Below are 13,767 nucleotides of genomic sequence, written 5' to 3' on the forward strand. Positions count from 1 at the left end.
CGCTCCGGCGCCGCCGGAGGTTCCGGTGACTGCGGCACCGTCCGCGCGACGCCGCACCGCGGCACGCATGTCCTGCGGAAGCGCCGCCCGATCCACGCCGACAACCCGGGGAAGGCCCGCGACGGCGGCGGCTGCCCGGGCCGGTCCACCGTGACCGATGTGCCCACCGACCACTTCGGCGTCATCGGACCGCCACACGTCCACACGGCCGCCGAGCACCGCCGCGGCCGGGCCGGGGACAGCAAGGGAGAAGACACCCCGATGACCACGACCACCACCACCGAACCCGCGACCGCCCCCGAGCAGCAGTCCGGACCCCCGTCGGCCACCGCCGACCGCGACGAACGGCGGCGCACCGCCGACGCCCTGCGTGAACTGCGCCGACCCGTCGTCCGGATGACCCGGTTCGGCATCGCGCTGGGCGCGATCGGCGCCGTCACCACCCTGGTGCCCTTCGTCGGCATCGCCGAGATCGGCCGGGTCCTGCTCGCCGAGGGCCCCCTGGACCGCGACCGGGTGGCCACCGCGGCCGTCGTCGTCACCGTGGCCCTGGTCGTCGGCTGGAGCTGCACCGGCGCCGCCCTGTGGATCACCCACCTGGCGGACGGCCGGCTCCAGGCCGACCTGCGGCGCCGTATGGTGGCCAAGCTCGGCCGGGTACCGCTGGGCTGGTACTCGTCCACCACCTCCGGACAGGTCCGCAAGGCCGCCCAGGAGGACATCGACGACCTGCACCATCTGACCGCCCACCACGACGTCGAACTGGCCGGCGCGATCGCGCTGCCGCTCGCCGGACTCGGCTACCTGGTGTGGGTCGACTGGCGGCTCGCCCTGCTGGCACTCGCCACCCTGCCGGTCTACTTCACCGCGTACGCCTTCATGATGCGCGGCTTCGCCGAGAAGATGACCGCGGTGGACACCGCCTTCGGCCGGGTCGGCGCCGCCGTCGTGGAGTTCGTGCACGGCATCGGCGTCGTCAAGGTGTTCGGCGGCACCCGTCGCGTCCACGCCGGGTACCGGGAGGCCGTGCACGCCTACGGCGACCAGTACGCGGGCTGGGTCCGGCCGGTGCTGAGACTGGACGCGTACACCTCCATGGCCCTGTCCGTGCCGGTGATCTCCGTCGTCGGACTGGCCGGCGGCATCTGGTTCACGCACGAGGGCTGGGTCACCCCCGCCGACGTCCTCGCCGAGGTGCTCGTCGCCGCCGTCCTGCCCACCACCCTGCTCACCCTCAACCATGGCTTGACCGCGCAGCGCAAGGCCGTGGCCGCCGCCGGACGCATCACCGCGCTGCTGGACATCCCCGAACTCCCCGTCACCGACCGGCCGCAGAAGCCGAACGGCAACGACGTCGTGCTCGACGGGGTCGTCTTCGGTTACGCCCCCGGCCGGCCCGTGCTCCACGGCATCGACCTGACCTGCCGGGCCGGTACCGTCACCGCCCTGGTCGGCGGCTCCGGCGCGGGCAAGTCCACCCTCGCGGCCCTCGTTCCCAGGTTCCACGACGTGGACGCCGGCGCGGTCCGCATCGGCGGCACCGACGTCCGCGACATCGCGTCCGAGGAGTTGTACCGGCACGTCGGGTTCGTCCTGCAGGACGTGCAGCTGCTGCACGGCACGGTCGCCGACAACCTGCGCCTGGGCCGTCCCGACGCCACCGACGACGACCTCGTCGCCGCCGCGACCGCCGCCCGCATCCACGAGCGCGTCACGAGGCTGCCGCGCGGCTACGACTCGGTCGTCGGCGAGGACGCCCGCTTCTCCGGCGGTGAGGCGCAGCGCCTCACCATCGCCCGCGCCCTGCTCGCCGACGCGCCCGTCCTCGTCCTCGACGAGGCCACCGCCTACGCCGACCCGGAGTCCGAGGCGGAGATCCAGGACGCCCTGTCCACCCTGGTGCGGGGCCGCACCGTCCTGGTGGTCGCCCACCGCCTGTCCACCATCACCGGCGCCGACCGCATCGTCGTCCTGGACGCGGGCCGGGTCGTCGAGCAGGGCACGCACACCGAACTGCTCGCCGCTGAGGGCCGCTATGCCCGCATGTGGGCGGCCCACCGCCCCGCCGACGCGCCCGGCGCCGAGCCGAACGAGGGCACCGAGGAGACCGAGGAGACCGCCCGATGATCCGCCACCTGGCCACCGTCCTGGGGCCCGACCACCGGGGTGCCCTACGCCGCTACTTCGCCTGGCTGGTCGCCTACGCGGTCCTGGAAGGCGTCGCCATGGCCTTCCTGGTGCCCGTGCTGCGCTCGGTCTTCGACGGCGACACCGCCGGAGCCCTGCGGCACCTGGCGGTGCTCACGGTCCTCGTCGTGGTCACCTGCGTCGCCCGCTACCAGCAGGCCATGCGGGGTTTCGGGCTGGCCGTCGTCACCCTCACCACCTTGCACGACCGGCTGGGCGACCACCTGGTCCGGCTGCCGCTGGGCTGGTTCACCTCCGAGAAGGTGGGCCGCGTCGCGCGCAGCGCCACCACCGGCACCCTCACCGTCACCAACGTCTTCGCCCACCAGCTCACCCCCCTCGTCAGCGGCATCGTCACCCCCGCCACCGTCGCCCTCGTCATGCTCGTCCTGGACTGGCGCCTCGGTCTGGTCCTGGTGGCCTGCGCCCCGCTGCTGTACGCCACCCACCGCTGGTCCGCCGCCTGGGTCGGCCGCAGCGAACGGCAGCGGGACGCCGCCGACGCCCTCGCCGGCAACCGGGTGGTGGAGTTCGCGCGGGCGCAGAAGACCCTGCGGGCCTTCGGCCGCGATCGCGAGGGTTACGCCCCGCTGGAGGCCGCGGTGGAGGAACGCAGCAAGGCGGGCGGCCGGATGCTCGCCGAGACCATGCCCCGGCTGCTCGCAGGCGGCCTCGCCGTCCAGCTGTGCTTCGCCGCCCTGGTGGCCACCGGCGTGACCCTGGCCCTGCACGACGCCGTGGAGCCCGCCGCCCTGGTCGCGCTCCTCGCGCTCGCCGCCCGGTTCGTCGGCCCGCTGTCGGAGGCGGCCGGCATGAGCGGCATGCTGCGCGTGGCCGACAACGACCTCGGCAGGATCGCCGCCCTGCTGGACGAGCCGCCCCTGCCCGACACGGGCAGCAGCGCCGTCCTCGACCGCCCCGGCGAGATCGCCTTCGAGAACGTCGCCTTCGGCTACGGCGACGGGAACCCGGTGTTGCGGGACGTCTCCCTGCGTGTCCCGCCGCGCACCATGACCGCGGTGGTCGGCGCGTCCGGTGCCGGCAAGACCACCCTGGTCCGGCTCATCGCCCGCTTCTTCGACGTGGACGCCGGATCGGTCCGCGTCGGCGGCACCGACGTGCGCGAGATGCCCGTGGAACGGTTGATGGCCCAGATCTCCGTGGTCCAGCAGGACGTGTACCTCTTCGACGACACCCTGGAGGGCAACATCCGCGTCGGCCGGCCCGACGCCACCGGCGAGGAGGTACGCGAGGCGGCCCGGATCGCCGGCGTAGACGAGATCGTCGAGCGGCTGCCGGACGGCCTGGCCACTCGCGTCGGCGAGGGCGGAACCTCCCTGTCCGGCGGCGAACGGCAACGTGTCTCCGTCGCCCGCGCCGTCCTCAAGCGCGCGCCCGTCGTCCTGCTCGACGAGGCCACCGCCGCCCTCGACCCGGAGAACGAGAAGTACGTGCAGCAGGCCCTGCGGACCCTGATGCGTGACTCCACCCTGCTGGTGATCGCCCACCAGCTGTCCACCGTCGTGGCCGCCGACCAGATCCTCGTCCTGGACGAGGGCCGGATCAGCGAGCGCGGCACCCACGAGGAACTGCTCGCCGTCGACGGCCTCTACGCCCGCTTCTGGGAGCGGCGCCGCCGCAGCCGCGGCTGGCGCCTGGTACCGGCCGGCACGGCGGAGGCGACCCGGTGATCGGCCCGGCCGCGGTTACGGGCGGCTACGAGGACGTGGAACGCCGGCCCGTCCGAGCCGGGTGCCCGGCTCGGCTCGGAAGGAGAGGCGGAGACCGTCACGGCGTAACGTGCGGCGGTGTGAGCACGGTGGGACGGTCCGTTGCCGAAACGGCAAGGGAACTGGCGCGCGGGTGGTGCCTGCGACGACAGCGACGAGCGATTCCGCCTCGCGGAGCGCCGAAGGCGGTCGTGGTGGAAGGGGAGCCCCATGGCGCAGCAGCCCCAAGGCCCCACAGCAGCCGACCTCGCCGCGCAGAAGCCCGAAGAGTTCTGGGAGAAGCTCTATCACCGACGTGCGGACGACACCGTGGCCTGGGGAGCCCGCGTCAACCCGGTGCTGGCGGAGACGGCCGTCACGCTGGCGCCCGGAGCCGCGCTCGACCTCGGGTGTGGGACAGGTGGCGACACCTTGTGGCTCGCCCGCCGCGGTTGGCGGGTCACGGCGGTGGACATCTCGCCCACCGCCGTGGAACGGGTCGCCGACCATGCCAGGGCCCAGGGCCTCGGCGAGCCGGTCACGACCCAGCGCCACGATCTGGCTCGGACGTTCCCGGCCGGAAAGTTCGACCTGATTTCGGCCCAGTACTTCCACACGCCGTACGAACTGCCCCGCGACTCCATTCTCCGCGCCGCAGCACGGGCTCTGCGCCCGGGTGGAAGGCTTCTCGTCGTCGACCACGGATCCATCGCTCCCTGGTCATGGAACCAGGACCAGGACACGCACTTCCCCACTTCGGACGAGGTGTACGCCGGACTCGCCCTGCCGTCCTCCGGCTGGGCCGTCGAACGAGCCGACACGCCGCGACGCGAGGCAACCGGGCCAGGCGGACAGGTCGCCACGGTCACCGACCACGTCCTCCTCGTCCGCCGGGCGGACGGCTGAGGCTCCTCCCCGCTCGTCGCGCCGCAACCGGTGGCCGAGAGCCCACGCTCCGGAGCGCCGCGGGAGTCTCGCCGCCCGCACCATGCCGGACGCCACGGAACCCGTGAGTGACGCGGCCGTCGTCCCCGGCTCACAGCCGTCGCACGGCCCGCGGGAACCGCACCGTCGCCGATCTCGTCGCAGCCGCTCTCAACCGCTGGGCGGGTAGGACACGCCGCAGCGCCGGGGCACGGTACGTGTCGCGACCTGGGGCCGGTGGAAATCTTCCCCCCACCGGCCCCGAACGGTCACGTTCCCCCGAGGAACAAGTACTCGCTGAACCAGGCCGCCCCCCTTCCCGACGCGGCTCCTCCGCGGGCCCTGCCGCCCGACCACCCGCCGACTCAGATGCACCGGCGGCGGCCGCGGACCACCGGCTGGTGACCAACCTGCTCGATCCTGCTCGATGCCCGCCGCTGTCCGGCCCGACGGCTGGGCCCAGACCCGCACCGGATCTGCTTCATGGGTGACCGCAAGGTGCCCGACCGCCCGCTCGAACGGGCCGAAGACCGCACTCGGCCCGACCCGCCCTCGCCGGCGGCCGAACCGTCCCCGTCCAACGACCTCGACCCGCGGGCCCGTGAAGCAACAGCCTGGGGCTTAGCAGCACGTGTAGATGGAAACGACTACTCCGAAACGGTCGTCGTGACGACGAATCGACGACCGGCCGACGTGGGGAGGGTACTTCGTGAAGGACGCGCCCTTGTATCTGAGGCCGCGGGTGGATCCACCGCTGGCCTCGCTGCTGGGGGATGTGCCGTTCCTGCACTCGCTGGTCGACGTACTCGGCTCGCCGCTCAACGTGCTGCTCCCGGAGGTCGTCGCCGACAACGCCGAACGTTTCCGGTCCGTCTACCGCCGCCACCGCCTCGCCGGCCGGGTGTACTTCGCACACAAGGCGAATCGTTCCAGCGCCCTGGTGAGGAGGCTGGCCGCCTGTGATCCGGCCGCCGTCGGGATCGACGTGGCCTCTCTGGAGGAGTTACGGCATGCATTGAGCTGCGGATTCACGGGCAACCGGGTGATGGCCACCGGTCCCAAGGACCGGGAGTTCCTGTGGCTGGCGGCCAGGGTGGGAGCGACGGTCAACCTGGACTCGGCCGGCGAGCTGGAGCAACTGGCGGAGCTCGTCCGGACGTACGGACTGGGCCGGGTGGACGTGCTGGCGCGCTTGTCGGGGTTCGAGTCGGACACCGGGCACGGCGGTGTCGGCACGCGGGTGCTGTCGCGCCGCAGCCGCTTCGGTACGCCGGTCGCCGAGATCGACGAGCTGTGGGCGGCGCTGGAGCGGCATCAGGACGCCGTCATACTGACCGGTCTGGCATACCACCTGGACACCACCGGGCTGGAGGAGAAGGTCCGGGCGCTGGAGCGTTGCGTGCTGGCGATGGACGAGTGCCGGGCGCGGGGCCTGGCGCCGCGCGTCGTCGACGTCGGTGGGGGGTTCGGGGTCGGTTACGTCGCCGAGGCCGGCGAGTGGGAGCGGTGGACCACCGCGCTGAGCGAGGCGGTGCTCGGCGTGCGGCCGCCCCTGACCTGGCGCGGTCACGGCTACGGGTTGCGCAACGAGGGCGGCACGGTACGTGGCGCGGCGGCCCTGTACCCTGCCCACCGACCCGTCGCCGGGCCGGGCTATCTCGACCAACTGCTCTCGCTTCCCGCCCCGGTCCTGGGCCGGCCGCCCGCCACGCTCCTGCTGGAGCACCTGAACGACCTGTACGTCGAACCGGGGCGCGCCCTCGTCGACCAGTGCGGACTGTCACTGGCCCGAGTGCTGGACGTACGACCCGTGGGTGTCGGCCACACCCGTCACCTGGTGCGCCTCGGCATGAACGCCGGGGACGTGAGTCTGGAGGAGCACGGGGTTCTCGTCGACCCCGTGCTGCTGCCCCGCGGTGACCTTCGGGACGAGGCGGCGGACGACGGACCGGTCGGCGTCCACCTCGTCGGCAATCTCTGCCTGGAGGCCGACCTGATCACCCGTCGGCTGGTCTTCCTGCCCCGCCTGCCACGTGCCGGGGATCTGCTGGCCTTCGTCAACACCGCCGGTTACGTCATGGACTTCCACGCCCATCACGCGCAGCGACAGCCTGTCGCGCGGACAGTGGCGGTCACGGAAGAGGGCGGTGCCCGGCGTTGGTGTCTGGACGAGGACTACTGGCCGCTCACACACCCGCAGGGAGTGCCGTCATGAGATACGACAGCATCACCGAGGCCATCGGCAACACACCGCTGGTCCGCATCGATCCGGCCGTGCACGGACTGAGCAACATCGACCTGTACGCCAAACTGGAGATGCTCAACCCGTTCGGGTCCGTCAAGGACCGGCCCGCCTGGCACATGGCCCGCCCGCACCTGGAGGAGGAGGCCGGCGGTCACGGCACGGTCGTGGAACTCTCCAGCGGCAACACGGCCAAGGCCCTGGCCCTGCTGGCCGGCCTGCACGGGCTGAAGTTCAAGAGTGTGACCAACCGGATGCGCGTACCCGAGATCAGGGAACTGCTGCTGCTCCTCGGGGCGGAGATCGAAGAACTCCCCGGGCAGAGCGAGTGCCTCGACCCGACGGACACCGACGATCCGCTCACCCGCTTCCACCAGGCCCTCTCGGAGCCCGGGAACACGTATCTGCACACCGACCAGTACTTCAACCCGCGCAACGTCGAGGCACACGCGGCCGGGACCGGACCGGAGATCGTCAAGGATCTGGACGGACGGGCGCCGGACTGGTTCATCGCCTGTGTCGGCACGGCCGGCTCCTCGACCGGTGTCGCCCAAGTGCTGCGCGAGCACGATCCGCAGGTCCGTGTGCTCGGGCTGGTCGCCGACAAGTCCGACTTCATCCCCGGCATCCGCACGATCGACGAGGTGCACCAGGTCGGTCTGTTCGACCCGGCCACGTACGACTCCATCGTGTCGGTCACCTCCCAGGAGGCCATCGACGGGATGGTCACCCTCATCCGCCGCTGCGGGCTGCTGTCAGGGCCGACCGGCGGTGCCGCCTATCAGGGAGCCGTCCGGCGCCTGGCGTCCGTCGACGCCGAGTTGGCGGGCGCCGGTCTTCGCCAGAGCGCCGTCTTCATCGTGTGCGATCGGGCCGAGAGCTACCTGAGCTATGTGCGCCGGCGCCGTCCGGAGTTGCTGGGCGGAACACGGCGCGGGCACGCGGTGTCGTCGCTCACCGACAGCGAGATACGCGCCCGGGCCCGGGTCATCGGAGTCGAGGACGCCCAGCGCTGGATGGCGGAGGGGGATCCCCGTCCTCTGGTGGTCGACCTGCGCGGCCCGCACGCGTACGCCGCCCTGCACATCGAGGGCTCGATCAACATCGTCGACGAGGTGTTCGAGGAACTGGTGCGGACCGGGCTGCCGTTCAGTAAGCGGACACCGGTGCTGCTGGCCTGTCCCGTGGGGGAGAAGTCGCTGCGTTACGCCGCGTTGCTGACCCGCATGGGGCATCCGGACGTCCGCAGCCTGGCGGATGGCATCGTCGCCTGGCGGGACGCGGGCGCACCGCTGGTGAGGGAGTGACCTGATGCGCGGCGGGACACACGACGGGGACGGGCTCTGGCAGCAGAAGGTGAGGGCACAGTTTCCGATCATCACGGCGCATCCGGAGCTGGCGTACCTGGACAGTGCGGCGACCTCGCAGAAGCCCCAGACCGTCCTGGACGCTGTACAGGCCTACCTGACCACGTCGAACGCCAACGCGGGCCGCGGCACCTATCCCTGGGCCAACCGGACCACGGGTGTGATCGAACGCGCTCGCGAGCGGCTCAAGGAGTTCCTCGGCGACCGGGAACCGGACCGCTCCACCGTCCACTTCACCAGCGGAACGACCGAGGGCCTGCGCACCGTCGCCCGTGACTGGCTCGTTGAGCACCTCACCGACGGCGACGAGATCCTGGTCCCGTTCTCCGACCACCGGGCCAACCTCGAACCCTGGCTCGAAGCCCGGCGCCTGCTCGCGGAGCGCGGCATCGAGGTGCGCGTCCGCGCCCTGCCGTGTCAGGAGGCCTCCGGCGACTACGATCACCGTGCCCTCGCCGACGCCGTCGGCCCCCGCACCCGCTTCGTCGCCGCCACCCATGTCCATCATGTCTACGGCGGGGACATGAACGTCCACCGCCTGCGCGCCGCCGTGGGCCCCGACGTGCCCATCTGCCTGGACGCCGCGCAGAGCGTCGGCCATCTTCCCCTCCGGGTCGGCGATCCGGCGCTCGACGTGGATTTCGTCGTCTTCTCAGGGCACAAGGCACTGGCCCTGCCCGGCACCGGCGCGGTGTGGGCGCGCAACACCCGCGGACCCGTCCTGGTGCCCCCCGGCTGGCAGGGCACCCCCAACACCGTGGGCATCGTCTCGTTGCTGGCCGCCCTCGACTGGCTGGACGCGGTCGGCGTCGACCGCATCGCAGCCCACGTCACCCGTCTGGCCACCCGCCTGACCGACCGGCTGCGCCACCTGGACGCCTACGAGGTCCTCGGCTGCCCCGCCAGTCTGGCCGCCGACTCCACGCTGCCCGCGGCCCAGCGACGGCACGGCATCGTCACCTTGCGGCACCGTGACATCCCGTCCGACGACCTCGGGTTCATCCTCTTCAGCCACGGCTTCATGGTCCGGGCCGACAGTCTCTGCCAGGCGGGCGCGGACGACAAGGCCGGATCCGTGCGGGTGAGCCTGCACGTCTACAACACGGACGAGGAGATCGACCGCCTGCTGACCGTTCTCGACTCCATGGCGTGAACGGCTATTGATAATCGTTTCCACCTGTAGATTGCACGGTAGGTGCTGACAGGAGAGAGACGGAAGAGGGGCGCGACCGGATGGGCGTGAGCATGGATGCGGCCAGGACGTGGGTGGAGCGCTGGGAGCGGCAGCAGCAGCGGTACGCGGTGGACCGAGAGGAACGCTTCACGGTGATCTCGGACGTCGTGGAGCACGTCTGCGCCGGCCGTGCCCGGCCCCTCCTGCTGGACCTGGGCTGCGGGCCCGGTTCCCTGTCCTCCAGGCTCGCCCGCCGCCTGCCGGACGCGGAGATCGTCGCGGTCGACATGGACCCCGTACTGCTGGAGCTGGGGCGCACCCACCACGCGGACGCCGCCCGCTATGCGCACGCGGTGATCGGTGAGCACGGCTGGGTCGATGCCCTGGAACTGCCCCGCAGCCTGGACGTCGCCGTCTCGACGACGGCCCTGCACTACCTCCCCGCCCGCGTCCTGCTGGAGACCTACCGCTCCCTCGCGGCCCTGCTCCGCCCTGGCGGGGCGCTGGTCAACGGGGACCACTTCCCTCCGGACGTGCGGTCCTGCTCGGACCTGACCGCTCATGTGGGGCGCCGTCGGGCCGAGCGGGCGGGCGATCACGGCAGCGAGGACTGGGAGGCCTGGTGGCGGGCTGCGGCCCTGGACCCCGAGCTGGCCGACCTGTTCGAGCAGCGGGAGCGAAGCCGTCCGTCGTCCGGCGGCGGCAACCGGCACCTCTCCGTGGGCCGCCACGCCGAACTGCTGCACCAGGCGGGATTCAGCCGCGTCACACCGGTGTGGCAGGTGGGGGACAGCCGTGTGCTCGTGGCGTTGAAGGACTGACGGGCTCTCGGGTCTGCGTCGGCCCCCGCCTCGGCGCTCCGTCGGGAGGCGTTGTCGCCGGGGTGTGCCGACGCCGTCGTCACAGTGCGAGGCTCATGAGGATCTCGTCGCGGTAGTCACCAGGCGCCAGACGCAGCGCTCCCGGCCACCGGCCGACCTCGGTCCAGCCGGCCTTGCGGTAGAAGTGCTCGAGCCCCAGACCGGCCCGCACCGTCAGTCTGAGTCGCTCCAAGCCCATCTCCTCCCGTGCGACGTGGTGGACGCGACGCATCAGTGCGGCCCCGATACCCAGCCCCCTGAGGTGCACCTGCGTCTGCACGTGGTTCACCACACCGCAGTGCGCTTCGAGCGGGTGCGCCTCGCGGCGGAGGAGCAGCCAGCCCGCGAGGTCGCCGTCGAGCGTGGCCGCCAGCAGCCTGCCGCGCTCGGGCGCCAGATGCTCCGCGATACGGTCGACGGCGGCTTCGAGGTCCGCCGGTGTCAGGGGCGGCAGCGGACAGCCCGCTGGAACGACCGCCCCGCCGGAGTTGACCACCGTGGCCCAACAGACGGCGAGTTCCCGCCTGAGGACGCCGGGGAGCTCGGGCGACCGAGTGAACTGGGTGAACGTGGGGGTGGCGACTTCGAATGCTGTCACGTGGAAAAGCTTGTCACGGCACCCGCTGTCGAACGGTGCGATCGTGTGCCCGCGGTCGGGGGTGTCGGCAAGCCCGTGGCCACCTCACCGGCCCGCTGGACGGCCGCATAGGCCCCTGTCTGCGCACCTCGCGATCGACAGACTCGGGCGAACTGCCAAGAGCCTTGTGATTGCCCGGCCTTACTGGACAAGACGTTGTGCGCGTGACGTGGCGAGATGCCTCTCGTGTCGATTTCGCGGCCCCGCACCCGGATTGTCACGGCCGCATCGACCACCAGGTCGAGGTGGGTGGATCCCGGAGCGAACTGGGTGACGTGACAGTCGCGTTGACGGCCCGTATCGATGTGGTGAGGGCCGGTGCGGTGCTGCCGCCGAGCCGTCGGCGGCTGTCGCCACCTGTCCCCGGACGGCTCTCCTCGCCCGCCCGGCGCGAGGATCGGGCGCAGCACATGCGTGTCAGGCGTCCGTTCGGCCGCCGTCGCGTCCGGCGTGACAGTTGTCGCACACCCCGGTCAGTTCGAGTGTGTGGTCCACGTCGTGGAACCCGGTGACGCGCGCCACCTCGACCGCCCACCGCTCGACTTCCTCGGAGTCCACGGCGAGACTGAGGCCGCAGCGCCGGCACAGAAGGTAGTGCCGGTGGCCGTCGGCGGGCCGGTGACGGTAGAGGCGTTCACCGTCGCTGTCGCGCACCATGTCCACCTGGCCCGACGCCTCCAGCAGGCGGAGCGTGCGGTAGACGGTGGTCAGGCCGACCACGACACCGTCCGCCGTGAGCGCCGCGTGCAGGGTCTGGGCGGAGGTGAAGCCGTCGCAGGCGGTCAACGCCTGCAGAACCGCGGCCCGTTGCGGGGTGGGTCGCCACTCGCCGAGGGTCGTTCCGTGCATGTGTGTGCCTCCGTAGCGGTGGGGACGGCCGGGACGGCCGAATGCGTCCGACCGCCCCGGGTCCGGTTACACGGCCGCTGTCAGGGACGAGGATCCATGTTCGTCTTCGTGCGCGCAGACTTCTCCGGTTTCCCAGCCGGGGAAGGGGTCGGTCGTGGGTGCCGGCTCTCCCACGACCATGAGGCAGCCGGCCAGAGCGGCACGAAGACGATCGGCCTGCAGGCCGATACCGATGAAGACCAGCTCCTGGGCGTGCGGTGCGTCGGCATCGCGGACCCCGGAGGGTTCGAAACGGGCGACGGAACCGGCCTGGGACCACAAGCCGGTCACGCCGTTCCGGCCGGCGAGGGTGAAGAAGCCCTTGGACCGCAGGACCCGGCCGTACGTGCCGCTGTCCATGTCCCGGGTGACGAAGTCCCAGAGCCGTGCCGGATGGAAGGGCGCCGCCGACCGGAAGACGAGGGAGGAGATGCCGTACTCCTCGGTCTCCGGGACGTGGTCGCCGTTCAGCTCCTGCACCCAGCCCGGTGCCTGCTGGGCGCGTTCCAGGTCGAAGCGTCCGGTTGCCAGGATCTCGCGGGCGTCGATGCGGCCGTGCACCGAGTTGATCAACCGGGCCCTCGGATTCAACCGCGCGAGCACCCCGCGCAGCCGGTCGGCGTCGGCGTCGTCGACCAAGTCCAGCTTGTTGAGCACGAGTACGTCGGCGAACTCCACCTGGTCGACCAGCAGGTCGCTCACGGTGCGTTCGTCGTCCTCGTAGGGGGCCAGGCCCCGTTCGGCGAGGTCGTCCCCGGTGTCCAGTTCGGCGAGGAAGTTGGCGGCGTCGACGACGGTGATCATGGTGTCCAGCCGGGCCACGTCCCCCAGCACGGCTCCGTCGTCGCGGGCGAAGGCGAAGGTGGCGGCCACGGGCATCGGCTCGGAGATGCCGCTCGACTCGATGAGCAGGTAGTCGAAGCGGCCTTCTTGGGCGAGGCGGTCGACCTCCTCCAGCAGGTCGTCCCGCAGCGTGCAGCAGATGCAGCCGTTGGTCATCTCCACCAGGCGCTCCTCGGTGCGGGAGAGCGCCGCCTCGCCCCCGCGCACGAGGGCGGCGTCGACGTTGACCTCGCTCATGTCGTTGACGATCACCGCCACGCGCAGGCCCTCGCGGTTGGTGAGGACGTGGTTGAGGAGGGTTGTCTTGCCGGCGCCGAGGAAGCCCGACAGCACGGTGACGGGCAGGCGCTGTGAGGACATCGGCGTCAGTCCTCCGGGCGCAGCAGGCCGCGCCGGTAGGCGGGCACGAGGTGCTGCGGCACCCGGTGGGTCACACCGTCCACCGTGACCGGCACCAGATTCGGCGTCGCCGCCTTCCACTGGGCGCGTCGGTGGCGGGTGTTGCTGCGGGACATCTTGCGCTTGGGCACGGCCATGGTGGTTCCTCTCGGTCAGGAAGGGGGATCGCCTCGATCGGTGCGGAGAGCTTCAACCACGACACCGCACCGGAGAGACATTGATAGCATACGATAACGGTTTTCATATCCGATAGTTGTCGTCGGACGGTATGGCGCAGCAGCAGGCGGGCAAACGGTTGCGTACCGACGGTGAGCATCTGGGTCCAGGGCGCCAAACCGCGGTGTCGGTCACGTCCGCGCACGTCGACCGCATGCGTGCCTCGGTTTTGCTGAGGGGGTCGTGCTGCTCCTGGGCGTTGGGGAAGCGCATGCCCGTGGTGTCCAGTGCCAGAAGGAGGATCGGGGAAACGATCGCTGGTCAGGCCGGGCACGCGGTGCACGTCGCCTGCGTCGAGGGACGGCAGTACGGCTTCGGCGC

At 71.6% G+C, this 13,767-nt stretch carries 11 protein-coding genes; 7 read left to right on the top strand and 4 right to left on the bottom strand.

The features are described 5' to 3' along the window. Positions 1–261: 261 nt before the first annotated feature. From AMK33_RS26005 to AMK33_RS26035, 7 genes are all read left to right on the top strand, one after another. Positions 262–2,127 carry an ABC transporter ATP-binding protein gene (locus tag AMK33_RS26005; protein WP_079194981.1) on the top strand — a complete coding sequence of 622 codons (1,866 nt, stop codon included), beginning with the start codon at positions 262–264 and terminating at the stop codon, positions 2,125–2,127. Beyond that, positions 2,124–3,878 carry an ABC transporter ATP-binding protein gene (locus AMK33_RS26010; protein ID WP_073935397.1) on the top strand — a complete coding sequence of 585 codons (1,755 nt, stop codon included), beginning with the start codon at positions 2,124–2,126 and terminating at the stop codon, positions 3,876–3,878. Before AMK33_RS26005 ends, AMK33_RS26010 begins: the two co-directional genes overlap by 4 nt. A gap of 249 nt (positions 3,879–4,127) precedes the next feature. Next, positions 4,128–4,802 (top strand): class I SAM-dependent methyltransferase, encoded by a 675-nt coding sequence (locus AMK33_RS26015; RefSeq protein WP_073935398.1) that lies wholly within the window; start codon positions 4,128–4,130, stop codon positions 4,800–4,802. Positions 4,803–5,529: 727 nt separating this feature from the next. Then, positions 5,530–7,035, top strand: coding sequence for an alanine racemase (locus AMK33_RS26020; RefSeq protein WP_235618203.1), 1,506 nt, complete (start codon positions 5,530–5,532; stop codon positions 7,033–7,035). Then, on the top strand, positions 7,032–8,369 hold the full coding sequence (locus AMK33_RS26025; protein ID WP_073935400.1) for a pyridoxal-phosphate dependent enzyme: 1,338 nt from the start codon (positions 7,032–7,034) through the stop codon (positions 8,367–8,369). Before AMK33_RS26020 ends, AMK33_RS26025 begins: the two co-directional genes overlap by 4 nt. A gap of 4 nt (positions 8,370–8,373) precedes the next feature. Then, on the top strand, positions 8,374–9,582 hold the full coding sequence (locus tag AMK33_RS26030) for an aminotransferase class V-fold PLP-dependent enzyme (protein WP_073935401.1): 1,209 nt from the start codon (positions 8,374–8,376) through the stop codon (positions 9,580–9,582). Positions 9,583–9,662: 80 nt separating this feature from the next. Further along, positions 9,663–10,424: a class I SAM-dependent methyltransferase gene (locus tag AMK33_RS26035; protein WP_073935402.1), complete on the top strand. Its 762-nt coding sequence runs from the start codon at positions 9,663–9,665 to the stop codon at positions 10,422–10,424. Between the two features lie 79 nt (positions 10,425–10,503). Here AMK33_RS26035 and AMK33_RS26040 read toward each other — a convergent pair whose 3' ends face one another. The 4 genes from AMK33_RS26040 to rpmF all read right to left on the bottom strand — a co-directional run bounded on the left by AMK33_RS26040 (position 10,504) and on the right by rpmF (position 13,367). Further along, entirely contained in the window at positions 10,504–11,061 is a 558-nt protein-coding gene (locus AMK33_RS26040; RefSeq protein WP_073935403.1) for a GNAT family N-acetyltransferase, read from the bottom strand. A 456-nt stretch (positions 11,062–11,517) separates the two neighbouring features. Then, on the bottom strand, positions 11,518–11,949 hold the full coding sequence (locus AMK33_RS26045) for a Fur family transcriptional regulator (RefSeq protein WP_073935404.1): 432 nt from the start codon (positions 11,947–11,949) through the stop codon (positions 11,518–11,520). A 66-nt stretch (positions 11,950–12,015) separates the two neighbouring features. After that, complete coding sequence (locus AMK33_RS26050; protein ID WP_073935405.1) at positions 12,016–13,191, bottom strand: GTP-binding protein; 1,176 nt, start codon at positions 13,189–13,191, stop codon at positions 12,016–12,018. Between the two features lie 5 nt (positions 13,192–13,196). Then, complete coding sequence (rpmF, locus tag AMK33_RS26055) at positions 13,197–13,367, bottom strand: 50S ribosomal protein L32 (RefSeq protein ID WP_073935406.1); 171 nt, start codon at positions 13,365–13,367, stop codon at positions 13,197–13,199. Positions 13,368–13,767: the final 400 nt, after the last annotated feature.

The sequence above is a fragment of the Streptomyces sp. CB02400 genome, assembly GCF_001905725.1.
Taxonomy (GTDB): Bacteria; Actinomycetota; Actinomycetes; order Streptomycetales; family Streptomycetaceae; genus Streptomyces; species Streptomyces atrovirens.